This is a genomic window from Peteryoungia aggregata LMG 23059, from assembly GCF_030814435.1.
GTDB classification, from domain to species: domain Bacteria; phylum Pseudomonadota; class Alphaproteobacteria; order Rhizobiales; family Rhizobiaceae; genus Allorhizobium; species Allorhizobium aggregatum.
The window spans coordinates 317422-343568 of record NZ_JAUSUW010000003.1 but is presented as its reverse complement, the minus strand read 5'-3'; the positions used below and the strand labels follow the sequence as shown (position 1 = coordinate 343568).

At 62.8% G+C, this 26147-nt stretch carries 25 protein-coding genes; 7 read left to right on the top strand and 18 right to left on the bottom strand.

Features of this window, described 5'->3' with window-relative positions:
* Positions 1–32: 32 nt before the first annotated feature.
* Complete coding sequence (locus J2045_RS06855) at positions 33–1025, top strand: adenosine kinase (RefSeq protein ID WP_307370869.1); 993 nt, start codon at positions 33–35, stop codon at positions 1023–1025.
* Here the strand turns inward: J2045_RS06855 and J2045_RS06850 are convergent.
* The gene (locus tag J2045_RS06850; RefSeq protein ID WP_307370867.1) at positions 1018–1560 is read right to left on the bottom strand and encodes an SH3 domain-containing protein; all 543 of its coding nucleotides are present in this window, start codon (positions 1558–1560) and stop codon (positions 1018–1020) included. The two genes, J2045_RS06855 and J2045_RS06850, sit on opposite strands and share 8 nt — an antisense overlap.
* 200 nt (positions 1561–1760) lie before the next feature.
* Between J2045_RS06850 and J2045_RS06845 the strand changes: the two genes are divergently transcribed.
* Positions 1761–2765: a 2-hydroxyacid dehydrogenase gene (locus J2045_RS06845; protein ID WP_307370864.1), complete on the top strand. Its 1005-nt coding sequence runs from the start codon at positions 1761–1763 to the stop codon at positions 2763–2765.
* 5 nt (positions 2766–2770) lie between these two features.
* Here J2045_RS06845 and J2045_RS06840 read toward each other — a convergent pair whose 3' ends face one another.
* The 3 genes from J2045_RS06840 to recF are packed head-to-tail and all read right to left on the bottom strand — an operon-like array spanning position 2771 to position 5172.
* Complete coding sequence (locus tag J2045_RS06840; RefSeq protein ID WP_307370861.1) at positions 2771–3247, bottom strand: GNAT family N-acetyltransferase; 477 nt, start codon at positions 3245–3247, stop codon at positions 2771–2773.
* On the bottom strand, positions 3244–4002 hold the full coding sequence (locus tag J2045_RS06835) for a molybdopterin-synthase adenylyltransferase MoeB (RefSeq protein WP_307370859.1): 759 nt from the start codon (positions 4000–4002) through the stop codon (positions 3244–3246). Before J2045_RS06835 ends, J2045_RS06840 begins: the two co-directional genes overlap by 4 nt.
* 42 nt (positions 4003–4044) lie before the next feature.
* Positions 4045–5172 (bottom strand): DNA replication/repair protein RecF, encoded by a 1128-nt coding sequence (gene recF, locus J2045_RS06830; RefSeq protein ID WP_307370857.1) that lies wholly within the window; start codon positions 5170–5172, stop codon positions 4045–4047.
* Between the two features lie 159 nt (positions 5173–5331).
* Here recF and J2045_RS06825 point away from each other — a divergent pair, with 159 nt between their 5' ends.
* Positions 5332–5619 carry a hypothetical protein gene (locus J2045_RS06825; RefSeq protein WP_307370855.1) on the top strand — a complete coding sequence of 96 codons (288 nt, stop codon included), beginning with the start codon at positions 5332–5334 and terminating at the stop codon, positions 5617–5619.
* A gap of 77 nt (positions 5620–5696) precedes the next feature.
* Positions 5697–5906, top strand: coding sequence for a SlyX family protein (locus tag J2045_RS06820; RefSeq protein WP_307370853.1), 210 nt, complete (start codon positions 5697–5699; stop codon positions 5904–5906).
* Here J2045_RS06820 and J2045_RS06815 read toward each other — a convergent pair.
* A complete protein-coding gene (locus J2045_RS06815) occupies positions 5900–6514 on the bottom strand; it encodes a TetR/AcrR family transcriptional regulator (protein WP_307370850.1) in 615 nt (204 codons plus the stop codon). The genes J2045_RS06820 and J2045_RS06815 overlap by 7 nt on opposite strands.
* Between J2045_RS06815 and J2045_RS06810 the strand changes: the two genes are divergently transcribed.
* On the top strand, positions 6508–6657 hold the full coding sequence (locus J2045_RS06810) for a hypothetical protein (RefSeq protein ID WP_307370846.1): 150 nt from the start codon (positions 6508–6510) through the stop codon (positions 6655–6657). The two genes, J2045_RS06815 and J2045_RS06810, sit on opposite strands and share 7 nt — an antisense overlap.
* A 65-nt stretch (positions 6658–6722) precedes the next feature.
* On the opposite strand, the gene dnaJ is transcribed toward J2045_RS06810, so the two are convergent.
* The 7 genes from dnaJ to J2045_RS06775 form a co-directional block, all read right to left on the bottom strand.
* Entirely contained in the window at positions 6723–7877 is a 1155-nt protein-coding gene (gene dnaJ, locus J2045_RS06805; RefSeq protein ID WP_307370843.1) for a molecular chaperone DnaJ, read from the bottom strand.
* 4 nt (positions 7878–7881) lie between these two features.
* The gene (locus tag J2045_RS06800; protein ID WP_307370841.1) at positions 7882–8373 is read right to left on the bottom strand and encodes a hypothetical protein; all 492 of its coding nucleotides are present in this window, start codon (positions 8371–8373) and stop codon (positions 7882–7884) included.
* Positions 8373–10286, bottom strand: coding sequence for a molecular chaperone DnaK (gene dnaK, locus J2045_RS06795; protein WP_307370838.1), 1914 nt, complete (start codon positions 10284–10286; stop codon positions 8373–8375). Before dnaK ends, J2045_RS06800 begins: the two co-directional genes overlap by 1 nt.
* Positions 10287–10575: 289 nt before the next feature.
* A complete protein-coding gene (locus J2045_RS06790; protein WP_307370836.1) occupies positions 10576–12804 on the bottom strand; it encodes a transglycosylase domain-containing protein in 2229 nt (742 codons plus the stop codon).
* 180 nt (positions 12805–12984) lie between these two features.
* Positions 12985–13443 (bottom strand): YbaK/EbsC family protein, encoded by a 459-nt coding sequence (locus tag J2045_RS06785; protein WP_307370834.1) that lies wholly within the window; start codon positions 13441–13443, stop codon positions 12985–12987.
* Positions 13444–13757: 314 nt separating this feature from the next.
* Positions 13758–15146: a dipeptidase gene (locus J2045_RS06780; protein ID WP_307370832.1), complete on the bottom strand. Its 1389-nt coding sequence runs from the start codon at positions 15144–15146 to the stop codon at positions 13758–13760.
* A 106-nt stretch (positions 15147–15252) separates the two neighbouring features.
* A complete protein-coding gene (locus J2045_RS06775) occupies positions 15253–15699 on the bottom strand; it encodes a MarR family winged helix-turn-helix transcriptional regulator (protein WP_102020580.1) in 447 nt (148 codons plus the stop codon).
* A 425-nt stretch (positions 15700–16124) separates the two neighbouring features.
* Here J2045_RS06775 and polA point away from each other — a divergent pair, with 425 nt between their 5' ends.
* On the top strand, positions 16125–19106 hold the full coding sequence (polA, locus tag J2045_RS06770; protein ID WP_307370829.1) for a DNA polymerase I: 2982 nt from the start codon (positions 16125–16127) through the stop codon (positions 19104–19106).
* 62 nt (positions 19107–19168) lie between these two features.
* On the top strand, positions 19169–19957 hold the full coding sequence (gene pcaD, locus J2045_RS06765) for a 3-oxoadipate enol-lactonase (protein WP_307370827.1): 789 nt from the start codon (positions 19169–19171) through the stop codon (positions 19955–19957).
* Between the two features lie 131 nt (positions 19958–20088).
* Here the strand turns inward: pcaD and J2045_RS06760 are convergent, their stop codons facing one another.
* From J2045_RS06760 to mepA, 6 genes are all read right to left on the bottom strand, one after another.
* Entirely contained in the window at positions 20089–20724 is a 636-nt protein-coding gene (locus tag J2045_RS06760; protein ID WP_307370824.1) for a 2,3-bisphosphoglycerate-dependent phosphoglycerate mutase, read from the bottom strand.
* 21 nt (positions 20725–20745) lie between these two features.
* The gene (gene dapB / locus J2045_RS06755) at positions 20746–21570 is read right to left on the bottom strand and encodes a 4-hydroxy-tetrahydrodipicolinate reductase (protein ID WP_370873011.1); all 825 of its coding nucleotides are present in this window, start codon (positions 21568–21570) and stop codon (positions 20746–20748) included.
* A gap of 6 nt (positions 21571–21576) precedes the next feature.
* The gene (locus tag J2045_RS06750; protein WP_307371163.1) at positions 21577–23340 is read right to left on the bottom strand and encodes an ABC transporter ATP-binding protein; all 1764 of its coding nucleotides are present in this window, start codon (positions 23338–23340) and stop codon (positions 21577–21579) included.
* 135 nt (positions 23341–23475) lie between these two features.
* Entirely contained in the window at positions 23476–24516 is a 1041-nt protein-coding gene (locus J2045_RS06745) for a glucokinase (protein ID WP_307370820.1), read from the bottom strand.
* 28 nt (positions 24517–24544) lie between these two features.
* Entirely contained in the window at positions 24545–24925 is a 381-nt protein-coding gene (locus J2045_RS06740) for a methylglyoxal synthase (RefSeq protein WP_307370818.1), read from the bottom strand.
* Between the two features lie 90 nt (positions 24926–25015).
* Positions 25016–26077, bottom strand: coding sequence for a penicillin-insensitive murein endopeptidase (mepA, locus tag J2045_RS06735; protein ID WP_307370815.1), 1062 nt, complete (start codon positions 26075–26077; stop codon positions 25016–25018).
* Positions 26078–26147 lie beyond the last annotated feature (70 nt).

Sequence of the window (26147 nt, the reverse complement as noted above, 5' to 3'; positions counted from 1 at the left end):
CCGTTTTGGAAGCAAACGGAGCCCCGGACCCCATGAGCCAGTTCGATGTCCTGACTGTCGGAAACGCGATCGTCGACATTATATCTCGCTGCGACGACCAGTTTCTGATCGACAACGGCATCACCAAGAGCGCCATGAATCTGATCGATGCGGAACGCGCCGAACGGCTCTATGCGATGATGGGTCCCGCCGTAGAAGCCTCCGGCGGAAGCGCCGGCAACACGGCTGCCGGCATTGCCAATTTTGGCGGCAAGGCCGCCTATTTCGGCAAGGTCGCCGAGGATCAGTTGGGCGAGATCTTCACCCATGACATCCGTGCCCAGGGCGTGCATTTCGAAACCCGTCCGTTGGGCAGCCAGCCGCCGACCGCCCGCAGCATGATCTTCGTCACCGAAGACGGCGAGCGCTCGATGAACACCTATCTCGGCGCCTGCGTCGAGTTCGGCCCCGAAGACGTCGAACCCGAGGTCGTGGCGAAATCCAAGGTCACCTATTTCGAAGGCTATCTCTGGGATCCGCCGCGCGCCAAGCAGGCGATCCTCGATTGTGCCCGCATCTCCCATGAAGCTGGCCAGGAAATGGCGATGACGCTGTCCGACAGCTTCTGTGTCGGGCGCTACCGCGCCGAGTTCCTCGAACTCATGCGTTCCGGCACCGTGGACATCGTCTTCGCCAACGAGCAGGAGGCCCTTTCCCTTTACGAAACCGACAACTTTGCCGAAGCGCTGGATCGCATCGCAAAGGATTGCAAGCTGGCGGCTGTCACCATGGGTGATCAGGGTGCCGTGGTGGTCAAGGACGACCAGCGTATCCGGGTGCCCGCAACGAAAGTGGAGACGGTGGTCGACACCACGGGCGCCGGCGACCTCTTCGCATCCGGCTTCCTGTTCGGCTACACCAATGGCCGCAGCCTGGAGGATTGCGCCCATCTCGGCTGCTATGCCGCAGGTGTCGTCATCCAGCAGATCGGCCCACGGCCGATGATGTCTCTCAAGAAGGGGGCTGCGGCGATCGGCCTTATTTGAAGGCCTCGCCCGGATAGGCGCCCCATATTTCGTTCTGCGAAACCCAGCCGGTGACCCCGCTGGTTTCGGCCTGGCACCAGTTGCCGTTGCACTCGCTGAGCTTGAGTACCACACCCGGCTCGAGCTTGGCGATGACAGCGGCCGACGCGTTGGAATCGCGCCGCATCATGACGTAGACGTTCTCACCATTGCCGCGCATCCAGGGTGCGGCCAGCGCCGTGCGCTCCCCGGTCAGGAGGGTCTGGTTTACCCAGCCTTCGGTCCCGTCGGCATCGCGGATCTGCCGCCAGTTCTCGTATTCGCGGATGATCTCGACCGGCAGGCCCGATTTCATGTAGCGCCAGGAAACGGCATAATCGGTGCTCGGGCCGATGCGCAGATTGACCTTCTCCGCCTTCAGGCTGACGAAACGGGGCAGGGGCAGCCCGCTGGATCCCTTGGTGGTTGATTGCGCCTGGCCGGCACCTGGCGCGGCCATGATGGACACGAGCAGGGCGCTGGTGGCAAGGCTGACGCGGCACAGGTTATGAAACATGATCATTCCGGGCTAAGCTGTGGAAATGAAGTGCTTTCTTGCCGAGCCGACACCATATGGCGTGAGTCCGGGACAAATCCGTGGCGAGCCGACGAGTTTTGTTTGTCTTCGCCGACGGGTTTGGTAGAAATTGCCTTCCTAAGGAGCGAAGTATCCCGCGACTTGGTTAACGAGTTCTGAAGAAGGCATCGATGCGGCCCATGACGAACAGGAAAAGACCCAAGGTCTATATCACGCGGAAACTGCCCGATGCCGTGGAAACGCGCATGCGTGAGCTTTTCGAGGCCGAACTCAATGTCGATGACAAGCCGCGCACGCGCGAAGAATTGATCGCCGCCGTGAAGACGGCGGACGTTCTGGTGCCGACCGTGACGGACCGAATCGATGCGGCGCTCATCGCCGAAGCCGGCCCGCAGATGAAGCTGATCGCCAGTTTCTCGAACGGCACGGATCATATCGACATCGATGCGGCAGCGAAAAAGGGCATCACCGTCACCAACACGCCGAACGTCCTGACCGAAGACACCGCCGACATGACCATGGCGCTCATCCTCGCGGTCCCGCGTCGTCTTGTGCAGGGTGCCCGCGTGCTCATGGATAAGCCGGGCGAATGGGAGGGCTGGTCGCCCACCTGGATGCTCGGTCGCCGCATCTGGGGCAAGCGGATCGGCATCATCGGCATGGGCCGCATTGGCACGGCGGTGGCCCGCCGCGCCAAGGCCTTCGGTCTGTCGATCCACTATCATAACCGCAAGCGCGTCAACCCCGCGACCGAGGATGAGCTGGAAGCGACCTATTGGGACAGCCTCGACCAGATGCTGGCCCGCGTTGATATCGTTTCGGTCAACTGCCCCTCAACGCCTGCGACCTTTCACCTGCTTTCGGCCCGTCGCCTCGCGCTTCTGCAGCCGACGAGCTATGTGGTGAATACCGCCCGTGGTGACATCATCGATGAGGATGCGCTGATCCAGGCGCTGCGCGCCGGCAAGATCGCCGGTGCCGGTCTCGACGTCTTTGAGAACGAGCCTGCGGTCAACCCGAAGCTGGTGAAACTCGCCAATGAAGGCAAGGTGGTGCTCTTGCCGCATACCGGGTCAGCCACCATAGAGGGCCGCATCGACATGGGCGACAAGGTGATCATCAACATCCGCACCTATTTCGACGGCCATCGCCCGCCGAACCGTGTCCTGCCGAACCGCGGCTAAGGCCCTCAGGCCAGGTGCTTCTGCATCTCGATGAAGGTGATGCGGTCGTAGCCCGCATGGCTCTTCTCGGCGGTCCTGATGAAGCCCCAGGCGCCAAATCGTGTGTGGTTGCCGGTGAGTTCGATCCGGGTCTCGAGCCTCAAGGCCGGCTTGCCGAGCTGGCGAGCGATCGCCTCGGCCTCTACAAGGAAACGGCTGCCGATCCCGGCCCCCTGGGCTTCAGGCGAAACCGCCAGCTTGCCGACATAGAGGAAATCAGGCTCGGGCCTTAAGAAGGCGCAGCCGAGCAGTCGGCCGTCGATCTCGGCAATGAGCCCGATCTCGTCACGGGCCTTGTCCTTGAGCGAAACGACCGTCAGTCGATGCGCGGAGGAGGGCGGGTCGATGACACCGTCCATATAGGCAAACGAGCCCATGATCAGCGCCAGCAAGTCCTCGTAGCGCGTAAAGCTCTCATCAATCCGGCGAATGCTCACACTCATGTCCCTGCCCGACGCTTGTAGCGGATGGTGTCGAAACGGGCGGCAAGCCCGTCATACATCAGAAGTCGGCCAACAAGCGGCTCGCCAATCCCGGTGATCACCTTGATTGCCTCCATGGCCATCAGCGTGCCGATGACGCCAGTGAGTGCTCCGATCACGCCCGCTTCCGCACAGGCTGGCACAAGGCCTTCCGGTGGCGGTTCGGGGAAGAGATCGGTGTAACGCGGATAGGGAAGGCCGTCAGGCCCGATCTCATAGGGTTTGAGAACGGTCACGGTGCCATCAAAGCGCCCGACAGCTCCGGTCACCAAGGGCACCTTCGCGCGCTCCGCCGCGTCCGCTGCCGCATAGCGGGTGGTAAAGTTGTCGGATCCATCGATCAGCAGCTTGTAGCGCGGCAGGTAATCCCCGGCAAACTCGGCAGTAAAGCGCTCTTCATAGCGCACCGTGCGGCAATTCGGGTTGAGGCGGGCAATGGCGCGCGCGGCACTCTCCGTCTTCTTCTCGGAAAGCGTCCCCGTGTCGTGGATCACCTGTCGCTGGAGATTGGAGAGCGATACGCCGTCGTCATCGACGATCCCGAGCGTACCGACGCCGGCTGCGGCCAGATACTGCAGCACCGGTGAACCGAGCCCGCCCGCCCCGATTACCAGCACGCGGGCGGCTTTCAGCAATTGCTGCCCGTGGCCACCGACTTCGGGCAGCAGGATATGACGGTGATAGCGGGAGAGTTCTTCAGGTGACAGAGAATCCATGAGGCTCACCTTGCCACCGGGACTGTCTGAAGAAAAGCAGTGTCAGCCATCGATCTGTCCGTCCCTGATGGTCACGAACTTCGCCCGGTCCCCGAGCGCCGAGAACATCGCCTTGTCGGTCCCCGTCATGAAGGCTTGGCCTCCGAGGGCGTCGATCCGTTCGAAAAGCGCCGCCCGCCGTCCTTCGTCCAGATGCGCCGCGATCTCATCGAGCAGCAGGATCGGTGCAAACCCGGTCATCGTCGCCACCAGCCGTGCATGGGCCAATATGAGCCCGATCAGCAATGCCTTCTGCTCGCCCGTCGAGCAGCGCTCAGCATCCATGTCCTTCTCGATGTGGCGCACCATGAGGTCCGCGCGATGCGGTCCGTCCAGTGTGCGCCCGGCTGCCGCATCCCGGTGCCGCGACTGGGCGAGGATCTCGATATACCGTTCTTCAAACGCAAAGGCCGGCAGGTCGGCGAGGTCATCAAGGAAGCCGGAAAGGGCGAGAGATGCGGATGGAAATGCAGATGTTTCCCGATCCGCCTCGATCAATCCGGAAAGCAGCCCGAGCATCTCCCGCCGCGCTGCGGCCATCGCGACCCCGAGGGCTGCCATCTGCTGTTCAATGCCGGAAAGCCAGGTCGGATCGAAGCGCCCTTCAGAAAGCAGCTTGTTACGGCTGCGCATGGCGCGCTCGAAGTCGTTCGCACGCCGCCCGTGGGCGGGGTCGAGCGACAGGACCAAGCGATCGAGAAAGCGACGTCGATCCGCAGAGGGGCCGGTGAACAGCCCGTCCATCGCCGGCGTCAGCCAGAGCACACGCAGATGGTCGGTGAGTTCATCGACCGATTTCGCAGGCGAGCCGTTGATCCTCAGCCTGCGAACGAGGTTGTCCTCTTCCGTCGTCTCGGTGCCCGTGCCGATATCGGCTTCGCCGGCCATGCCCTCGATGGCGGCGAAGACCGTGAAGCTTCCGGAGGCCCCGACCCTCGGAATGTCCGAAAGCACCGCTCGGCGAAGACCTCGTCCCGGCGACAGAAAGGAGATCGCCTCCATGAAATTGGTCTTGCCGGCGCCATTGTCGCCGACCAGCACCACATGCCGCCCGTCCAGCGTCAGGCCGGCCTGCGTGTAGTTGCGGAAGTCGCTGAGTTTGAGCCGGTGGATCTGTGTCTTCTGGGTCATCGGTCGGAATCGTTGTCGCCCTGAGCTAGGACGATTGATCGGTGATGGCAAGGCGCAAGCGCCAATCTCTGCTCGATCAGGGCATGCGGCGCTTGGCGACATGGAACCATGCATCGAACGTGGTAGTTTGAGCAGATAGCCGAGCCCGGAGGCCGAGCCATGTCCCTGCAGCCCGATGATCTGACACCCGAAGAAGCCCGACGCGACCATTGGGAGATGCTGGGTTTCCTGGCACTCAATGCCAGTCTTGGTGGCCTTCTGGGGCTGCTCGTGGCTTTCGCCATCTTCTGGCTCGATCTCGGCGGTATCGGCACCTCGCTCTCCCGCTCCAGCCACCCTGTCCTGCCGGCTCTCATGCTGGCGGTTCCCCTCGCGCTGACGTTTGCCGCCGCAGTCACGGCATCTGCCGTCATGACCATGCCCTATCGCAAGAAAAAGCAGCGCTGAAGGCATTACGCCAGACGGCGTTTGACCGCGCACCCGTCTTGCGGCATCTAGGCCGCATCGAGACGATGGAGAGAAGCATGGACACGCAGGACGAGCGCATCACGCGTCTGGAAGAGACCGTTGCCCATCAGATGCGGGTCATCGAAGAGCTCTCCGATCAGCTCACCGAACAATGGAAGGTGGTCGAGCAGACCCGGGCCAAGCTGGATCGGCTCACGGAGCGCTTCCTGTCTCTGGAAGAGCAGGGCCTCGAAGCCCCCGCCATCACCCGTCCGCCGCATTACTGAGCGGCACGATCTTTCGCCGCGAAGCCGGTGAGCACCGCATCGACGACATGCGCCATCTGATCCCGTGACGGGTCGAGTCGGCCGGTCAGCAGTCGCTGCCAGCAGAAACTCGAAAACAGCTCCATGACGAGAGGGATGTCGAGCGCCTCGCGGATTTCACCCCGTGTCACGCCCCGTTCCAGGATGATGCCACTCGCCCGGCAGCGCGTCACCGCATAGTCCCGCAGCGCGCCCAGGGCCGCCGGATCGCTCTGCGCCTCGGCGATGATCGACCGAAAGACCTCGCCGCCGCTGGTCTTCCAGAAACCGAGCAGCGTCTCGAGAAAGGCGATCAGGTCTTCGCGCGTGCTGCCGGTGTCGGGATAGAAGGTCTCGCCCTTCTGGCGATGATAGATGTCGAGCAGCAGCGCCGCCTTGGAAGGCCACCAGCGATAGATCGTCGGTTTGCCGGCCTTCGCCCGCCTCGCTACAGCTTCGATCGAAAACGCCGAAAGTCCGCCTTCCCTCAGGATCTCAGCGGCTGCGGTGAGGATTGCCTCCTCGCTTGCAGGGTTGCGTTGCGCGCCAATCGATGTGCGCTTTGTGATGTCGTGTGCAGTCGTTGTCACAGTTGCTGCTCCTCTGGCCGATCTGGGCCCGCACAGCGCTTCTGGCGCCCATCATGGTGCTCACGATCGTCTATGGAATTGCGCCGGCGATCCACAAGCACTTCGCCTGGCTCATCCTGCGGCACCCACGGTTGCTCGCCTGAACCCATGCAAAAGGGGCGGCCCTTTAGGACCGCCCCTTGCAAATCGTGTCTTCGATCTCTCCAACTCAGTCGCTGAGCGTATCGAAAAAGTCCTTCATCCGGGCAAAGAAGCCCGTGGATTCCGGATTGTTCTCCTTCGACGACAACTGTTCGAATTCCTGCAGCAGTTCGCGCTGACGCTTGGTCAGCTTCTGCGGCGTCTCGATCTGGATCTGGATATAGAGATCGCCCACCTGCGTCGAGCGCAGCACGGGCATGCCCTTGGCCTTCAGACGGAACTGCTTTCCAGCCTGCGTGCCCTCCGGGACCGTCACGCGGGACTTTGTCCCATCGAGCGTTACCACGTCGAAGGTGCCGCCGAGGGCTGCCGTCGTCATCGAAATTGGCACGGAGCAATAGAGATCCGCCCCGTCGCGCTGGAAGAACTCGTGCGGTCTGACCGACAGGAAGATGTAGAGGTCGCCCGATGGACCGCCACGCAACCCGGCTTCACCCTCGCCCTGCAGGCGAATGCGCGTCCCGTCCTCGATACCAGAGGGAATGCTGACGGAGAGCGAGCGCTCCTCGGTGACGCGGCCCTGGCCGTGGCACTTGCCGCAGGGATCGCTGATCGTCTGACCGCGACCGTGACAGGTCGGGCATGTGCGTTCAATCGAGAAGAAGCCCTGGGCCGCACGAACACGGCCCGAGCCCTGACAGGTCGTGCAGGTCTTCGGCTGCGTTCCCGGCTTCGCGCCCGACCCCGTGCAGACATCGCAGGTGATCGAGGTCGGAACCCGGATCTGCGCCGTCTTGCCGGTGAAGGCCTCTTCGAGGCTGATTTCCATGTTGTAGCGCAGGTCGGCACCGCGTTCGCGACCGCCGGTCGAGCGGGCACGACCGCCGCGGCCGCCACCCATCATCTCGCCGAAGATGTCTTCGAAGATGTCGGAGAAACCGCCGCCGGCAAATCCGCCGCCGCCGCCACCGAAGCCGCCACCGCCCATGCCGCCCTGTTCGAAGGCAGCGTGGCCGAAGCGGTCATAGGCCGCGCGCTTCTGCGGATCCTTCAGGGTTTCATAGGCCTCGTTGAGTTCCTTGAACTTCTTTTCGGCTTCATCATCGCCCGGGTTTTTGTCCGGGTGGTATTTCATCGCCAGCTTGCGGAAGGCGCTCTTCAGCTCCTTCTCGTCCGCCGTCCGGCCAACCCCGAGGGTCTCGTAGAAATCTGCTTTTGCCATGGTCTTACAAAGCTCTCAAAGCTTTCCCAACGCTCGTGTGGCTGCCCGTTGCCTTGCCGGCCTGCTTGTCGCAAGCCTGCATGTCTTTCTGGAAGTCGGCTGCCGCAGAGATCGCATCCTGCATCAGAAGCTTGCGCGCCTCACCCTTGCTGATCAGGCCGTCTGCGGACGTCACCGCCGCAAAGGCCAGAGAATGGGCGGCCATGTCGCAGGAGGAGACCTCGCCACCGTTCTCGCGCCTTTGCAGCGCAGCTTCGATGATGCTGCCGAGCTGATTGCCGAGGCTGGAAAGGGAGTTGCTGTCCTTGGCGGAAATCGCCTTGGCCACCTTGGCCTCGGCGGCGCTCACCTGGCGGTGAACGGCGCTCACCTGGCGGTGAACGGCGCTCACCTGCCCCCTGTCCTGTGCCACGGCACCGGTCGCCAGCATCAACGAAATGGCGGCTGGCCCGAAGGCCAGCCAGCGCGTGGAACGGCGTCCGAAGCGGCCCTGCATCAGGCCGACTTCTTCGCGTCTTCGTCCTTCACTTCTTCGTAGTCGGCATCGACGACGTTGTCGTCCTTGCCACCATCCGCGTCGCCTGCACCGCCTTCGGCCTGCTGCGCTTCATAGATGGCCTGGCCCAGCTTCATGGAAACTTCCATGAGGGTCTGGGTCTTGGCTTGGATGTCGTCGGCATCGGGCTCGGAGGCTTCGATGGCGCCCTTCAGGGCTGCAATCGCGTCCTCGATCGCCTTGCGATCGGTTTCCGAAACCTTGTCGCCATACTCCTTCACCGACTTCTCGGTGGAGTGAACAAGGCTTTCGGCCTGGTTCTTGGCTTCGACCACGGCACGACGCTTCTTGTCGGCCTCTGCATTGGCTTCGGCGTCCTTGACCATCTTCTCGATGTCGGCGTCAGACAGACCACCGGAGGCCTGGATGCGGATCTGCTGTTCCTTGCCGGTGCCCTTGTCCTTGGCCGAAACCTGGACGATGCCGTTCGCGTCGATGTCGAAGGTCACTTCGATCTGCGGCATGCCGCGCGGCGACGGCGGCAGGCCGACGAGGTCGAACTGGCCGAGCAGCTTGTTGTCCTGGGCCATTTCACGTTCGCCCTGCGAAACGCGGATGGTCACGGCCTGCTGGTTATCTTCAGCGGTCGAGAAGGTCTGGCTCTTCTTCGTCGGGATCGTCGTGTTGCGATCGATCAGGCGGGTGAAGACGCCACCGAGCGTTTCGATGCCGAGCGACAGCGGGGTTACGTCGAGCAGCAGAACGTCCTTGACGTCGCCCTGCAGAACACCGGCCTGGATGGCGGCGCCGAGTGCGACGACTTCATCCGGGTTGACGCCCTTGTGCGGCTCCTTGCCGAACAGCTGCTTGACGACTTCCTGAACCTTCGGCATGCGGCTCATGCCGCCGACGAGAACGACTTCATCGATATCGGCAGCGGTAACGCCGGCATCCTTGAGGGCTGCCTTGCACGGTGCGATCGTGCGCTGGACGAGGTCGTCGACCAGGCTTTCGAACTTGGAGCGGGTCAGCTTCATCGTCAGGTGCTTCGGACCCGAAGCGTCTGCCGTGATGAAGGGCAGGTTGATTTCGGTCTGTTGCGAGGACGACAGCTCGATCTTGGCCTTTTCAGCGGCTTCCTTCAGACGCTGCAGGGCCAGCTTGTCACCCTTGAGGTCGATGCCCTGGTCCTTCTTGAACTCGGCTGCAAGATATTCGACGAGGCGCATGTCAAAATCTTCGCCGCCGAGGAAAGTGTCGCCATTGGTCGACTTCACTTCGAAGACGCCGTCGCCGATTTCCAGAACCGAAATATCGAAAGTGCCGCCACCCAAGTCGTAAACGGCGATCGTCTTGCCTTCGGTCTTGTCGAGGCCATAGGCGAGAGCTGCAGCCGTCGGCTCGTTGATGATGCGCAGAACTTCAAGGCCTGCAATGCGGCCGGCATCCTTGGTTGCCTGGCGCTGGGCGTCGTTGAAGTAGGCCGGAACGGTGATGACGGCCTTTTCGACCTTTTCGCCAAGATAGGCTTCAGCCGTTTCCTTCATCTTCTGAAGGATCATGGCCGAGATCTGCGACGGGGAATAACCCTTGTTCTGTGCTTCGACCCAGGCGTCGCCATTGTCACCCTTGACGATCTGGAACGGCACGAGGCCCTTGTCCTTCTCAACCGTCGGATCTTCGTAGCGGCGGCCGATCAGGCGCTTTACGGCGAAGAGGGTGTTGGTCGGGTTGGTGACGGCCTGGCGCTTGGCCGGCTGGCCGACAAGGCGTTCGCCATCGTCAGAAAAGGCCACCATGGAGGGCGTGGTGCGTGCGCCTTCGGAATTCTCGATGACCTTTGCATCCTTGCCGTCCATGACGGCGACGCAGGAGTTGGTCGTTCCAAGGTCGATACCGATTACTTTTGCCATGTCATTCTCTCCTTGAAGCAGGCCGTCGGAACCCCAATCAGGCATTCCTGACAGCCCCTCGACGTAGATGGTCTGGGATATACTGCAGCGCCGCTGCGGCTATGTCGCGTATATAAGAAGCGGAATTTCTGACTGCAAGGCTGGAAATCAGCCGAAAACCGGTAAAAAAGAATAGATTGGCGCGCCAGCTTCAGGTGTTTTGCTGCACCCTCCGGCCTGCCACGATCCGGGATCCTGGCTGATGCGCCTTGCGCCAGGCCGATCCGTTTCGAAGCCTGGATGTGGGCTCTCATTGTCCGAGGATCAAGTCGAGAAGCGTTGTCCGCCGGGTGCCCTGTGCTTCGCCGACCTCTGCCGGTGGAACAGGCCCTGCCGAACCGGTCACATCCTGCGAGGGAACGGGCCCTGCTGGAGTGTCCTCCGCATAGATGGGCTCGCCGGTGTAGCGCTCTTCTCCGCCGCCCTGGAGCACATCGGAGATGATGGTCCCGATCGTCATCGGGTCCTCTGCGGGCGCCGGCTCGATGAAGTCGCCGCCAGGCAGCGGGGCAGGCGCCAGCCCCTGATGGGCGGCGGTCATGTAGTCGTGCCAGGCCTTGGCCGGAAGTCCGCCACCGGTCACCTTCTTCATCGACTGGCCGTCGTCATTGCCAAACCAGATTCCGGTGGTCAGATTGCTCGTATAGCCGACGAACAGCGCATCACGGAAGGATTGCGTCGTCCCGGTCTTTCCGGCCGCTTCCCAGCCCGCAAGCTGTGCTTTCTTGCCGGTGCCATGATCGATGACGCTGCGCATCATCACGTTCATCGCGGCAACCACGCCGTCGTTCAGCACCTTCGGCGGCTCGAGATAATTGTTCTCGTAGAGCAGCGAGCCGTCGGCCTTCGAGATCCGGCGCACGATATGCGGCGTCGCCTTGTAGCCGCCGTTCATGAAGGGCGCATAGGCGGCTGTCAGTTCGAGCAGCGAGACTTCCGATGTACCAAGCGCGATCGAGGCATTGTTCTGCAGCTCTGATTCGATGCCCATCCGATGCGCCAGCTTGATCACCTGATCCGGGCCGACCTCCATCATCAGTTGCGCGGCGATCGTGTTCAGCGATTCGGACAGCGCCTGCGTCGCCGTCACCGGCCCGCGATACTTCTCGTCATAATTTTCAGGGGTCCAGGAGCCGATCCGGATCGGCGCATCGTTGCGAACCGAATTCGGGCGAAGACCGTTTTCGACGGCAGCGGCATAGACGAAGGGCTTGAAGGCCGAGCCCGGCTGGCGTTTGGCCTTCACAGCCCGGTTGAACTGGCTTTCGGCGTAGTCACGCCCACCCACCAGCGCACGGATCGCGCCGGTGCCGTCGATCGAAACGAGTGCAGCTTGCGAGGCATTCACCTTTTCGCCCTCGGCCGAAAGCGATTCGGTCAGCGCCGCCTCGGCCTTCTTTTCGAGCGTCATGTCGATGGTCGTCTCGACGACGATGTCCTCGGTGACCTTGCCGATCAGCAGGGTCACCTCGTCGCGCACGAGATCGGCGACATATTGGCCCGCCCCGCTCCAGTAGCGCTTCGCCTTGGTCGGCGGCTGCGTCATCGCGGTCTTGATTTCGTCGTCAGTGATGTAGCCCTCTTCCAGCATGGCCTGCAGCACGACCTGCGCGCGGGCCTCAGCCGCCTCCGGATCGCGCGCTGGCGAAAGCCGGGATGGCGCCTTGAGAAGCCCGGCGAGAAGCGCCGCCTCGCCAAGGTTCACATCACGCGCCGACTTGTTGAAATAGCGCCGCGCCGCGGCCTCCACGCCATAGGCGTTGGAGCCGAAGAACACCCGGTTCAGATACATCGCCATGATCTGGTCCTTGGTGTAATTCTGCTCAAGCCAGAAGGCGAGCAGCACTTCCTGCACCTTGCGCTCGACTGTCCGCTCCGGCGACAGGAAGAGATTTTTGGCCAACTGCTGCGTCAGCGTCGAGCCACCCTGGACGGCCCGTCCGCTCGTCACATTGGTCACGATCGCGCGTGCAAGACCGAGCGGGTCGACGCCGAAATGCGAGTAGAAACGCCGGTCCTCGATCGCCATCACCGCCTGCGGAATGAACGGCGACATCTCCTCGAGCGGCAGGGCTTCTCCGCCGGTTGCCCCGCGATTGGCAATGACTGTGCCCTCGACGGAGACGATCTTCATGTTCGGCGGGCGCTCTGGGATCGACCAGCTGCTGGCACTCGGCATTTGCGAGCCGTAATAGGCGACCAGTCCGACGACGCCGATGCCGCACCAGATCGACAGCACGAAACCCCAATAGATCAGCCGCCCCAGTCCGAAACCGCCGCCGCTACTGCTTTTGGCCTTGCGACCTCTCTGATTGTTGGATTTCCCGCGTTTCGCGGTCGGTTTGGTCTTTTTAGCCCCCGAACGAACCTGCCGTCCGCCAATGACGCGGTCATCCGCATCCAGCCGAAAATCCTCGTCTTCGCGCTCGTCGTCGAAGCTCGGCTCAATGCGGTCGCGGGATTTGCCTCGGCTCACCATTGCGGTGATCTTGCTCCAGATGTTCGCTGTGCGATGCTTGCAGCCCGCACGAAAATTGCTTCAAGAAATCTCGGTCGATCACGCCGGCGCCCGGATGGATGATCGCGCAATTGCACAGTAAATGCGGCGATTTAAGGGGTGGTTAAAGCCCCGTAAACAAGCCTTGAACGTGCCGTGAGTTTATTGGCAGAGATCGGCCCATTCGCCATCGACCAGGGCGATCATTCGCTCCGGCGCGATCTTCACCGCAGCATTGGTCGCGCCACCCGCCGGCACCACTTCGTCGAAGGCCTTGAGCGATAGATCGCCATAGACCTTGAGCGGGGAGGGCAGGCCGAAGGGGCACACGCCACCGACCGGATGGCTCGTTGCCTCGACCACCGCTTCGGCATCGAGCATGCGCGGCTTCACGCCGAAACGGTCCTTGAACTTGCGATTGTCGAGCCGCTTCGTGCCCGCCGTGACCACCAGCACCACGTCCTCGCCGATCCTCAGGCAGATCGTCTTGGCGATCTGATCCGGCTCGACGCCATGCGCTTCGGCTGCAAGCGCCACTGTGGCGGAGCTTGCCTCGGTGACGATGACGGAGATGTCGGGTGCTTTTTCCCGGAAGAACTGTCGGACGGATTCGAGGCTCATGGACGAAGTCTAACCGGAGCCCTCAAGGCTTTTCAAGCGCACGCATCTTGAAAGCCGGATCGAGCATCCCCATCTCTGGATCACCAGACGATAGAGCGTTTGCAGAGATCCTGTTTCAGGAACTTCAAAACGCTTAACCGGTTGTTAAGCATCCAGAGCGATCATCAAGATCCGGGATGCGGTTCACGAAGGTGGGCCAACATCCGAGACATCGAATGGCACGTTTCCGTCCCTGACCACGGATGTACTGGCAGGCAAGCGTAGAAGCGTAAAGGAAAGGCCGGTTTTTGACCGGCCTTTTTGCTTTTCTGGCCTCAGCCGTTCGCCAGCGCGTCGAGGATACGGATCCACGAGCGGATCCCCTTGTGGAACGAGTTGAGGTCATACTTCTCGTTCGGCGAATGGATGCGGTCGTCGGTCAGGCCAAAGCCGACCAACAACGAATCCATGCCCAGCATCTTCTGGAAATCGCCGACGATCGGGATCGAGCCACCCATGCCGATGATCACGGCAGGCTTCGGCCATTCATCCGACAACGCGTTCTTTGCCTTGGTCAGTTCCGGCGAATCATAGGAAAGCTGGATCGCTGGCGAACCGCCATGTTCGTGGAATTCCACCATGCAGTCGGCAGGAATGCGCGCCTGAACGAAGGCGCGGAAGCTCTCCCGCACCTTGGCCGGATCCTGCGTGCCGACGAGGCGGAACGAGATCTTGGCTGAAGCCTTGGCCGCAATCACGGTCTTGAAGCCCTCGCCGGTATAGCCGCCGATGATGCCGTTCACTTCCGCCGTCGGACGCGCCCAGGTGAGTTCCAGCACGGAGCGGCCCTTCTCACCAGCGGGGACCGACAGGCCAACCTCACCGAGGAAGCTTTCCGCTGTCCGCCCCAGGCTCTCCCAGGAGGCCTTGATGTTGGCCGGCGTCTCCTCGACACCGTCGTAGAAGCCGGGAAGGGTGACCGCGCCCGTCTCGTCATGCAGGTCGGCCAGGATCTTGGTCAGGATATGAACCGGATTGGCAGCGGCACCGCCGAACAGGCCGGAATGCAGGTCGCGGTCGGCCGCGATGATGGTGACTTCTTCACCGACAAGGCCACGCAGGGCAGCAGCAATTGCCGGCGTCTCGCGGTCCCACATGCTGGTATCGCAGACAAGCGCAAAGTCTGCCTTCAGCTCGTCGGCGTTGGCAGCGAGGAATGGCTTGAGCGACGGCGAGCCGGATTCTTCTTCACCCTCGAACAGGATGGTGATCTTGACCGGCAGCGAACCCTTCACCGCCTTGTAGGCGCGGCAGGCTTCAACGAAGGTGAGGAGCTGGCCCTTGTCGTCGGACGTGCCGCGACCGGTGATCACCTTGCGGCCATCCTTCTCCTTGATTGCAGGCGCAAAGGGATCGTCTTCCCAAAGATCCAGCGGATCGACCGGCTGCACGTCGTAATGGCCATAGAAAAGCACATGCGGTGCGTCGGCCTTTTCCGCTGCATGGTGCGCCACCACCATCGGATGGCCGGGCGTGTCTCGCAGCGAGGCCTCGAAACCGAGCTCGGTGAGCGCCGAGACCAGCCACTCGCCGGCCTTGCGGCAATCGGCCTTGTAGGCCGGATCCGTCGAGATCGACGGAATGCGCACGAGATCGAACAGGCGCTCGAGGCTCTGCGGCAGGGCCTCGTCGGCCTTGGCGAGGATAGGGGAGAGATCGGTCATGGTCATGTCCTGCAAATTTGAAAGTGGGGCGGACGATAGACCAAACCTCCTGACGTTTCGAGGCGTCGGGACCGCGAATTTTTCTCAATGCCGGATCGATTTCCGTTCACAGCTTGCGCGCATTGGCGATCGCCCAGCGGATATATTCTTTCAGCAATTCCTTCTCGAAGCGCCGAAACCCTTGAAAGACCGCCTGTTCCGCCTCTTCGGCCGCGGCCAGCGCTTCCTCGCGCATGTCCCGCGCTTTGTCGGTCAGGAAGATCTGCTGCGCCCTTTTGTCTCTCGGGTGCGCACGACGCTCGATCAGCCCGTCGCGCTCCATGCGGGCAAGCGTATTGGCGATCGTCGCCTGCTCCACATCGACCCGATCGAGCAGCTGCCTTTGGGTCAGCCCCTCTTCCTCCCAGAGTTCGATCAGGATCGGAAACTGCCCGGGCGAGAAGCCGAGCTTTGCGGCTCGCGTCTGCAGCGCCCGCGTGAAACCGCGCGCCAGCTGGCTCGCCAGCCAGGTGGCGGATTCGGAGCGGTCGGGGATCGTACGGTCATGGGCCATGGCACTCGACACGTCGTCGTGGTTCGTCGTTCCGGAATGATCGCATGCGATCCATTTCCGAGGCTGACTAATTTTGGGTTTTCAGGTGAGGGGACGGAAGCCGTCGTGGCTAAGGGCGGGGACTGCCACGACGGCTCCGGAATATGGGGACAAAGGCCCGGAGAGGGGGATAAGGCCTTTGCCCGAGTCTGAAGCGGCGGGGGACGAGCCTCTTTCAGACTACGGCGTGATCAGGCGCCGATGACTGAGATTTGTGGGTTCGAATGTGGTTTTTCAAGGGAAAGCCAGATTACAAATCGGTAAGCTTTTCGTGATGATTAGGTGTGAACCGACGAACAGATCTCGTCGTCCTAGCCGTGTGATTTTGCGCGCCGGGCAGCAAACCGTCATGGACGTTTCAGCCGCCCCGCGCTATCCATGCCGACATGAAAAAAGGCGATCATCTCTTCCTCGTCGACGGCTCGGGTTTCATCTTCCGCGCCTTCCACGCCATCCCGGCCCTCAACCGCAAGTCGGACGGTCTACCCGTCAATGCGGTCTCCGGTTTCTGCAACATGCTGTGGAAGCTCCTGCGCGACGCCCGCAACACCGATGTCGGGGTGACGCCCACCCATCTGGCGGTCATTTTCGACTATTCGTCGACGACCTTCCGCAAGGAAATCTACCCGCTCTACAAGGCGAACCGTTCGGCCCCGCCGGAAGACCTCATTCCGCAGTTTGGCCTGATCCGTCATGCCACGCGCGCCTTCAACCTGCCCTGCATCGAAACCGAAGGTTTCGAGGCCGATGACATCATCGCGACTTATGCACGCCAGGCGGAGTCGACGGGTGCAGACGTCACGATCGTGTCCTCCGACAAGGACCTGATGCAGCTCGTCACGGCGAACGTGCACATGTACGACGCGATGAAGGACAAGCAGATCGGCATTCCCGATGTCATCGAAAAATGGGGCGTGCCGCCGGAAAAGATGATCGATCTGCAGGCAATGACCGGCGATTCGACCGACAACGTTCCCGGCATTCCCGGCATCGGCCCGAAGACCGCAGCCCAGCTCTTGGAAGAATTCGGCGATCTCGAAACACTGCTCGCCCGCGCCGGTGAGATCAAGCAGGTCAAGCGCCGCGAAAACATTGTCGCCAATGCCGAACTCGCTCGGCTCTCCCGCCAGCTCGTTGAGCTGCGCACCGACGTGCCGATCGACATGAAGCTTGAGGAGCTGGTGCTCGAGCCGCAGAACGGGCCGAAACTGATCGGCTTCCTCAAGGCGATGGAATTCACCACCCTGACCCGTCGCGTTGCCGAAGTCTGCGATTGCGACGCAGGCGCCATCGATCCGGCCATCGTGCCGGTCGAATGGGGTGACGCTGCCCGTGGCCCCGATCTCGATGCCGGCGAAGCGCCCGCCTCGTCTGCGCCGACCTCGGCGCCCTCCGCCGCCGCGTCCTCTGATCCGGCAGCCAGCCCCGACGGCAAGACACCCGCCGATCTCGTCGCAAGCCGCGCCAACGCATTCGCCGGCAAGCCGATCGACACCAGCACCTACGTGACGATCCGCGATATCGAGACCCTCGAGCTCTGGATCGCCGCTGCCCGCGAAACCGGCCTCGTCGCCTTCGACACGGAGACCACTTCGCTCGATCCCATGCAGGCCGAACTCGTCGGCGTCTCGCTCGCCATCCAGGACAATGTCCTGTCGCCCGGCTCGACCGACATCCGGGCTGCCTATATCCCGCTCACCCACAAGACCGGTATCGGCGATCTGCTCGGCGGTGGCCATGCCGAAGGCCAGATCCCGATGAGGGATGCGCTCGCGGCATTGAAGGGTCTGCTCGAAGACCCCTCTGTGCTCAAGGTCGCGCAGAACCTCAAATACGACTACCTGGTGATGAAGCGCCACGGCGTCACGCTCCAGTCCTTCGACGACACCATGCTGATGTCCTACGTGCTCGACGCCGGCAAGGGCAATCACGGCATGGATGGCCTCTCCGAGAGATGGCTGGGTCACACGCCGATCCCCTACAAGGACGTCGCCGGTTCCGGCAAATCTTCCATCACCTTTGACCTCGTCGATATCGACCGTGCCACGGCCTATGCCGCCGAGGATGCCGATGTGACGCTGCGTCTTTGGCTGGTGCTGAAACCCCGCCTGGCCGCAGAAGGCCTCACCCGCATCTACGAGCGTCTGGAGCGCCCGCTGGTGCCGGTGCTCGCCCATATGGAGGAGCGCGGCATCACCGTCGACCGCCAGATCCTCTCCCGCCTGTCGGGTGAACTCGCCCAGAAGGCCGCCGCCACCGAGGACGAGGTTTATGAACTCGCCGGCGAGCGCTTCAACATCGGCTCGCCGAAACAGCTCGGCGATATCCTCTTTGGTCGCATGGGTCTGCCCGGGGGTTCCAAGACCAAGACCGGTCAGTGGTCCACTTCCGCCCAGGTTCTGGAAGACCTCGCTGCCGAAGGTGCACCGCTACCCCGCAAGATCGTCGACTGGCGCCAGCTCACCAAGCTGAAGTCCACCTACACCGACGCGCTTCCCGGCTACATCCATCCGCAGACCAAGCGCGTCCATACTGGCTACTCGCTGGCCTCCACGACGACAGGCCGTCTCTCGTCGTCAGAGCCGAACCTGCAGAACATCCCGGTCCGCACCGCCGAAGGCCGCAAGATCCGTACAGCCTTCATCTCGACCCCGGGCCACAAGCTGCTTTCGGCCGACTACAGCCAGATCGAACTGCGTGTCCTCGCCCATGTCGCCGACATCCCGCAGCTGCGCCAGGCCTTCGCCGACGGCATCGACATCCATGCCATGACCGCGTCGGAGATGTTCGGCGTGCCGGTCGAAGGCATGCCGTCGGAAGTCCGCCGCCGTGCCAAGGCGATCAACTTCGGCATCATCTACGGCATCTCCGCCTTCGGCCTTGCCAATCAGCTGAGCATCGAGCGCTCGGAAGCCGGCGATTACATCAAGAAGTATTTCGAGCGCTTCCCCGGCATCAAGGACTACATGGAATCCACCAAAGCCTTCGCCCGCGAGCACGGCTATGTGGAAACCATCTTCGGTCGCCGGGCGCATTACCCGGAGATCAAGTCGTCCAACCCTTCAATGCGCGCCTTCAACGAACGCGCCGCGATCAACGCCCCGATCCAGGGCTCGGCTGCCGACGTCATCCGCCGCGCCATGATCAAGATCGAACCCGCACTTGTGGCTGCCGGCCTGTCGGAACGCTGCCGTATGCTGCTGCAGGTGCATGACGAACTGATCTTCGAGGTCGAGGATGAGGCGGTCGATGCCGCCATGCCCGTGATCGTCGACATCATGGAAAATGCCGCGATGCCGGCCGTCTCGATGCGCGTGCCGCTCAAGGTCGACGCCCGCGCCGCCCACAATTGGGACGAGGCGCACTGAGAATTCCCGGCCTGGCCGGACATCGAAACAAGGGGCCCGTTCGGCCCACAGGAGTATGAGATTTGGCCTTCACCACCATCAATGGCAATGTCGTCCACTACGAGCTGATCGGCGAGGCGAAAGCCAAGAACCTGATCGTCTTCTCCAATGGGCTCGGCACCGACTTCCGCATCTGGCTGCCGCTCTTCGATGAACTCGGCGACGACGTCTCGGTGCTCTTCTACGATAGCCGTGGCCACGGTCTGTCCGGCGGTGCCGACACGCCCTTCGGCATGGCCGATCTCGTCTCGGATCTCGCGACCCTCTGCGACGAACTCGGCATTCGCAAGGCCACCTTCTGCGGTCTCTCGGTCGGCGGTCTCGTCTGCCAGGGCCTCTGGCAGGAGCGGCCGGATCTGTTCCGCAAGCTCATCCTCTGCGACACCGCCCCCCGCATCGGGTCTGCCGAAATCTGGGCCGAGCGTATCGCCGGCATCGAGAAGGGCGGCCTGGAAAGTGCTGCCGACAACGCCATGGCGCGCTGGTTCACACCGGCCTTCCACGAGGACCGCGCCGATGAACTCGCCGGCTACCGCCTGATGATGACCCGCCAGTCTCTCTCCGGCTATCTCTCGACCTGTGCTGCCCTGCGCGACACCGATTTCTCCGATGTCCTGCCGACCATCACGGTCCCCACCCTCTTCGTCGTCGGCGACCAGGACGGCTCGACACCGCCCGCCACCGTGGAAGCCGGCTCGCAACTCGTGCCCGGCGCCCGTTTCGAAGTTATCGCGGACTGCGCCCATATCCCCTGCGTCGAACAGCCCGAGGCACTCGCCGAAATGATGCAGAGCTTCATGCGCAAGCAGTGACAATCACCTCCCCCTTGAGGGGGGAGGTCGCCGCAAAGCGGCGGGTGGGGGTGATATCAGCAACCCTCAGGTCTCACCCCACCCCGGGCCTATAGCCCGACCCTCCCCCTCAAGGGGAGGGTAGTTTGCGCTCAATGCGCGGCGGACATGTCGCCCAGAACTTCCTTGGAAGCCACCGTCGAATCCGCGTTCAGCTTGTAGACCATCGGAACGCCGGTCGCGAGATTGACGTTAAGGATCTGCTCCTTGGTCAGCTTGTCGAGCACCATGACAAGCGAACGCAGCGAGTTGCCATGGGCCGCCACCAGCACCTTCTCGCCCCGCAGCACGCGCGGCAGGATTTCGGTCAGGTAATAGGGCCAGACGCGCGCACCGGTGTCGCGCAGGCTTTCGCCGCCCGGCGGCGGTATGTCGTAGGAACGGCGCCAGATATGCACCTGCTCCTCGCCCCATTTGGCGCGCGCATCGTCCTTGTTGAGGCCGGAGAGATCGCCGTAGTCGCGCTCGTTCAGCGCCTCGTCCTTGATCGTCTCAAGACCCGTCTGACCGACGTTTTCGAGGATGATGTTGCAGGTCTTCTGCGCGCGGGTGAGGACGGACGTGAAAGCGATATCGAACTTGATGCCGTAATCGGCAAGCGCCTTGCCGCCGGCATTGGCTTCCTGGACGCCGAGATCGGTGAGATCCGGGTCACGCCAGCCGGTAAACAGGTTCTTAAGGTTCCAGTCGCTCTGGCCATGGCGCACGAGCACGAGTGTACCGGTCATCGACAATTCCTCTCTTGACGATCAGGGGGTGGAGTTGAGCCCGAGCACGTCGAGCATGGTATAGCGGCCGGGCTTCTTGTCCCGGGCCCAGGTGGCGGCCTTCAGCGCACCACGAGCAAACAGCGAACGGTCGGTCGCGCTGTGAGACAGCGTGACCATCTCGCCTTCGCTGGCAAACAGCACGGAGTGCTCGCCAATGACGGAGCCGCCGCGCAACGTGGCAAAGCCGATCGAACCCTCTTCGCGCGGCCCGGTATGACCGTCACGCACGCGGACCGAATGATCGGCAAGCGAGATTCCACGGCCTTCGGCCGCTGCCTCGCCGAGCAAAAGCGCCGTGCCGGAAGGCGCGTCGACCTTGTGCTTGTGGTGCATTTCCAGCACTTCGATATCCCAGCCGGCGGCATCGAGCGCGCGCGCTGCCTGCTTGATCAAAACCGAGAGCAGGTTGACGCCGAGGCTCATATTGCCCGACTTCACGACCCGCGCATGGCGTGCCGCCGCGTCGATCTTCTCCTCATGCTCCGGCAGGCAGCCGGTGGTGCCGATCACATGCACGATGCGCGCCTGCGCGGCGAGGGATGCGAATTCAACGGTCGAAGCCGGTGTGGTGAAGTCGATCACGCCATCCGCGTGGACAAAAGCCGCCAGCGGATCGTCGGTGACGGCAACGCCAAGCTTCGGCACGCCTGCCAGTTCGCCGGCATCCTGTCCGACAACGGCAGAGCCGGCCCGTTCGACCGCCGCATGCAGCACAACGCCCTCTGTCTCGCTGATCAGTTTGATCAGCGTCTTGCCCATGCGACCGGCGGCACCGACGACGACGAGCTTCATGGGCGTATCCATGCGGGTCTATTCCTGAATGCTGAGCGGGCCGTTGGGCGCGGCCTGCAGGTTGTTGAGTCGAGCGTAAAGACCGCCCGGCTGCTGTGCAAGGCTCTGATGCGTGCCTTCCTCGGCCACTTCGCCCACCTGCATGACGATGATCTTGTCGGCATTGACGACGGTCGACAGGCGGTGCGCGATGACGATGACGGTGCGCCCTGCCATCGCGGCGTCCAGCGCCTGCTGCACCGCGGCTTCCGACTCTGTGTCGAGCGCCGAGGTTGCCTCGTCGAGCAGCAGGATCGGCGCATTGCGCACCAGAGCGCGCGCAATCGACAGGCGCTGCCGCTGGCCACCGGACAGCGTCACACCGTTTTCGCCGACGGGCGTGTCATAGCCCTGCGGTTGGGCAAGAATGAAGTCATGCGCATTCGCCAGTCGCGCCGCGTCCTCGATCTCGGCATCCGTCGCCTCGGGGCGGCCATAGCGGATGTTGTCGCGGATCGAGCCTTCGAAGAGATAGGGTTGCTGCGAGACATAGGCGAGATGATGCCGCAGCGAGGACTTCGTCACGTGCGCGATGTTCTGTCCGTCTATCAGGATTTCGCCTTCTGCCGGATCGTAGAAGCGCGGAACGAGCGTGATGACGGTGGACTTTCCCGCACCGGATGGTCCGACCAGTGCCGTCGTCTTGCCGCCTTCTGCGGTGAAGCTGAGATTGCGCAGCACGCGTTCATTGCTGCCATAGGCGAAGCTGACATTCCGGAATTCGATCGTCGCATCCGTAACGGCGAGCGATGTCGCACCGGGTTCGTCGCGCTGATGGGGCTGCATGTCGAGGATCTCGTAGATCATTCGCGCATTGACCGCCGCCCGCTCCATCTGAACCTGCAACCTGGCCAGACGCTTGGCCGGCTCGTAGGCGAGCAACAGCGCAGTGACGAAGGAGAAGAATGCCCCCGGCAAAACGCCGCCATAGATCGCCTGGTAGGCGGCATAGGCCATGACGCCGGCGATCGAGAAGCCAGCCAGCGTCTCGGTGAGCGGCCCGTTGCGCTCGCTGAGCTGTGCGATCTTGTTGGAGCGCCGCTCAGCCTGATCGATAGTCGACTGGATCTTGCGCTGCAGCTCGGCCTCCATGGTGAAGGCCTTGACGATGGAAATGCCCTGCACAGTCTCCTGCACGGCACCCAGAACATGCGAGTTCAGGATGATACTTTCCTTCGTGGCGCTGCGCAGCCGTTTGGAAAGGTAGCGCAGGCCCAGAAGCAGCGGTGGCGCGACGGTGAAGACGATCAGGGTAAGCACCAGATCCTGGAAGAGCATGACGCCGATCAGCGCGATCAGGGTAACCAGATCGCGGGCGAGCGAGGTTACGGTCAGGTTCAGGACATCGCGCACGCCGTTGATGTTCTCGTTGATCTGTGCGGCGAGGCGGGCAGATCGGGCCTCGTTGAAATAGCCGACAGAGAGCGTCATCAGATGGCCGAACAGCCGGCGCTGGTATCGGGCAACAATGTTGTTGCCGATCTTGGACAGCGTAACGGCCTGACCATAGCCGGCAAAGCCGCGAATGACGAAAGCGGCGAAGATCGATCCGCAGATGATCCAGACGAGGTCGGCGCGCCGGTTTGCGAAGGCCTCGTTGATAACAGCTTCCATGATCCAGGCGGTAAAGGCGGTCGTCGCAGCCACGGTCAGCAGGCAGATGATGGCGAAGCCATAGCCCTTCACATGCTCGCGGCCGTTCTCGGCGATCACGCGCTTCAAGACGGCGCTGACGCTCTCCATGTCCGTCGTGCGGGTATCGGTGTTCCTGGCGTCCAAGAAGAAAAGTCCTGTGCGATTGCTGTTGACGCCCCGCGCAGGCGCCGCCGCTCTATAGCCAGTCGCGGCGCCTTTGGCCATAGGCCGACGGGCTGGCCGTCAGCGCCAGTGACGCCCCTCGGTCGCGAGCCCGAAATTGGCAGGCGCCATCGCAAAGGCAGCAAGCCCGTGCAGGGCTGCCTGCGGATGGGTCACGACAAAGGTCGGGATGCCATGCATCACCGCCTGATGCGGCGCCTTGTCCTCGAAGGCGGCGCGGAATTCGCCGCTCTGCAGCGCCGGCAGGATCTTCGGCGAAATGCCGCCGGCCAGGAACACGCCGCCCTTGGCCATGAAGATCAGCGCCAGATCGCCGGCAACCCGGCCGAGATAGGTGGCAAACAGGCTGAGCGCCTCCCCCGCCAGTGCATCCGCCCCGGAAATGCCGGAGGTCGAAACCTGGGCCGGATCCTCATAGCGTGGCGTGAGGTTGCCGTCGGCCTTGCAAAGCGCGCGGTAGATGTTCATCAGCCCGCGCCCGGACAGAAGCTCTTCCGCCGAGATCCGGCCGAGCGTTGCATTGGGGTCGCGCACCGGGGTCAGATGCGGCCAGATCTGGTGGTCGCGCACCGTGCGCGGACCGACATCCACATGCCCGCCTTCGCCCGGAACCGGGAACCACATGTCGCGCGCCCGAACCAGGCCTGCAACGCCGAGCCCCGTGCCGGGGCCGAGGACGACGCGCGAGCCGATCGGGGCTTCGCTGAGCGAGCCGAGATGCTGGCGGTCATCGACCCCAAGCGTCGCGGCGGCAAGTGCCTGCGCCTCGAAGTCATTGAGCAGCAGAACCTCCGAAAAGCCGAGATCGGCCATCAGCACCTTCGGGCGGACGATCCAGGGGCAATTCGTCAACGGCACCTCGTCGCCCTTGATCGGCCCGGCCAGCGCCAGAATGAGCGAGCGCGGCTTGTGGCTCGTGGTTTCCAGAACGCAGGTGCGGATCGCCTCGTCGATCGTGGCGAAATTCTTGTTCACCACATTCGGGAAGCTGATCGATTCGCCGCTCTCGTCGATCAGGATGGAAAAGCGGGCATTGGTGCCGCCGATATCGCCGATCAGGATCGGGAAGGGCAGGGTGTCGTCACGCTGTGTCTGGGCCATGGTCTGTCCGGTCTTGGGCCCTGCTGCGTCAGGCAGTCAGGGTCTGCATCAGGATGTCGGCGGTTGCGAGGTTCAGCGCCATCGGAATGTCGTAGACGGTCGCAAGCCGCATCAGCGCCTTGACATCCACATCATGGGGCATCGGAGTCAAGGGGTCGACGAAGAAGACGAGCATGTCCACTTCCCCCGTCGAGATCAGCGCACCGATTTGCTGGTCGCCGCCAAGCGGCCCGCTTTTGAGCCGCGTCACGTCAAGCTCCGGAACGGCGTCCTTGATGCGTCCGCCCGTCGTGCCTGTCGCGACGATCCGCCAGTTCATCAGCTTGGCCTGGTGGCGCCGGGCGAAGTCCGCCAGGTCGTCCTTCTTCTGGTCATGCGCAATCAGGGCGATGCAACGGGTGCGGCTCACGACAGGGTCCCCAGCTCATTTAAATCGATTTGATAGACCCATCTAGCGCAGGCAAGCGGACTTGAAAAGGCACCCTTGGATGTGTCGCGATCACCAGCCGGCCGGTCGGGCAGCCGGCACCGGAACCACGGCCGGCACTTCGAACGGTTGATCCGAAGCAACCGTGGGCGCGACGAATGCCGAGGCCGCATCGGTCGGCAGCAGGCCACCGGTTGCCTGATAGGTAGCCTCAAGCTCGCTCGACGGCCCGCGTGCGTCGAGCACCATGGCGCAGGCCTTCGGCAGATCGGAAACCTGCATGGCGCGTGGCTTCGGCGCCGGCTTTGCGTTCGGGTCTTTCTTCGGCGCCGCCCAGGGCTCCTTGGTGAACCACCAGGCGAGCGACTTGTCGCATCCGTCTCCGGGTGGCACCGCCGCCTGCGGCTTGCAACCGCTGGCTCCCTCGGGGCAGCGCATACGGATATGGAAATGTGCATCATGTCCGTAGATCGGTCGGATCTTGCCGAGCACGGCACGGTCGCCCGTCCAGGTATCGCAGAGCTTCTTCTTGATCGCCGGGTTGACGAAGATGCGCTCCACCTGCGGGTAGCTCGCCGCCTGCACCACGACGCGTGCGTGGGTATTGGTCCAGAGGCGCCGATCGACCGTCAGGAACTTGTCTTTGACCAGCATCGAGGTGAACGGCATCTCCTCGCGCTGCTGCGGAGAGAGTGGGCTGGCCGGCTTCGGCGTGAACCAGATATCGGCATCAAGCCCGATCTGATGTGAGGCATGGCCGGACAGCATCGGTCCGCCGCGCGGCTGCGAGATATCGCCGATCAGGATGCCCGACCCCCAGCCAAGCTGCACGGCATCCTTCGAGAAGCGCTCGAGCAGCGCGATCATGTCCGGATGACCCCAACGACGATTACGCGAAAGCCGCATCGCCTGCCAGGTCGGTCCGTCCGTCGGAATGGCGACAGCGCCTGCAATGCAGCCCTTGGCATAGGAGCCGTAAGGCGAGGGGGCCGCCTTCGCCGGCAGCGCCATGCCGCCGAACAGCTCCTTGGCAGGCCGTCCCTCGGCAAGGGCGGTGTCACTGATCACGCTTGCGAAAGCCGACGCAAGTATCAGCGCCGTGGCGATCGGGCGGCTGCCCCAGGTCTTCTTCATTGTGCGTATGTCCCCGGTCTGTCCGAACTCCACCCCGCAGATCGTCGCCGGGTGAATCACCTGTCAGTCT

Coding starts and splice junctions, on each gene's coding strand:
- J2045_RS06855 (WP_307370869.1), top strand. CDS start 33: ATGAGCCAGTTCGATGTCCTGACTGTCGGAAACGCGATCGTCGACATT.
- J2045_RS06850 (WP_307370867.1), bottom strand. CDS start 1,560: ATGTTTCATAACCTGTGCCGCGTCAGCCTTGCCACCAGCGCCCTGCTC.
- J2045_RS06845 (WP_307370864.1), top strand. CDS start 1,761: ATGACGAACAGGAAAAGACCCAAGGTCTATATCACGCGGAAACTGCCC.
- J2045_RS06840 (WP_307370861.1), bottom strand. CDS start 3,247: ATGAGTGTGAGCATTCGCCGGATTGATGAGAGCTTTACGCGCTACGAG.
- J2045_RS06835 (WP_307370859.1), bottom strand. CDS start 4,002: ATGGATTCTCTGTCACCTGAAGAACTCTCCCGCTATCACCGTCATATC.
- recF (WP_307370857.1), bottom strand. CDS start 5,172: ATGACCCAGAAGACACAGATCCACCGGCTCAAACTCAGCGACTTCCGC.
- J2045_RS06825 (WP_307370855.1), top strand. CDS start 5,332: ATGTCCCTGCAGCCCGATGATCTGACACCCGAAGAAGCCCGACGCGAC.
- J2045_RS06820 (WP_307370853.1), top strand. CDS start 5,697: ATGGACACGCAGGACGAGCGCATCACGCGTCTGGAAGAGACCGTTGCC.
- dnaJ (WP_307370843.1), bottom strand. CDS start 7,877: ATGGCAAAAGCAGATTTCTACGAGACCCTCGGGGTTGGCCGGACGGCG.
- J2045_RS06800 (WP_307370841.1), bottom strand. CDS start 8,373: ATGCAGGGCCGCTTCGGACGCCGTTCCACGCGCTGGCTGGCCTTCGGG.
- dnaK (WP_307370838.1), bottom strand. CDS start 10,286: ATGGCAAAAGTAATCGGTATCGACCTTGGAACGACCAACTCCTGCGTC.
- J2045_RS06790 (WP_307370836.1), bottom strand. CDS start 12,804: ATGGTGAGCCGAGGCAAATCCCGCGACCGCATTGAGCCGAGCTTCGAC.
- J2045_RS06785 (WP_307370834.1), bottom strand. CDS start 13,443: ATGAGCCTCGAATCCGTCCGACAGTTCTTCCGGGAAAAAGCACCCGAC.
- J2045_RS06780 (WP_307370832.1), bottom strand. CDS start 15,146: ATGACCGATCTCTCCCCTATCCTCGCCAAGGCCGACGAGGCCCTGCCG.
- J2045_RS06775 (WP_102020580.1), bottom strand. CDS start 15,699: ATGGCCCATGACCGTACGATCCCCGACCGCTCCGAATCCGCCACCTGG.
- polA (WP_307370829.1), top strand. CDS start 16,125: ATGAAAAAAGGCGATCATCTCTTCCTCGTCGACGGCTCGGGTTTCATC.
- J2045_RS06760 (WP_307370824.1), bottom strand. CDS start 20,724: ATGACCGGTACACTCGTGCTCGTGCGCCATGGCCAGAGCGACTGGAAC.
- dapB (WP_370873011.1), bottom strand. CDS start 21,570: ATGGATACGCCCATGAAGCTCGTCGTCGTCGGTGCCGCCGGTCGCATG.
- J2045_RS06750 (WP_307371163.1), bottom strand. CDS start 23,340: ATGGAGAGCGTCAGCGCCGTCTTGAAGCGCGTGATCGCCGAGAACGGC.
- J2045_RS06745 (WP_307370820.1), bottom strand. CDS start 24,516: ATGGCCCAGACACAGCGTGACGACACCCTGCCCTTCCCGATCCTGATC.
- mepA (WP_307370815.1), bottom strand. CDS start 26,077: ATGAAGAAGACCTGGGGCAGCCGCCCGATCGCCACGGCGCTGATACTT.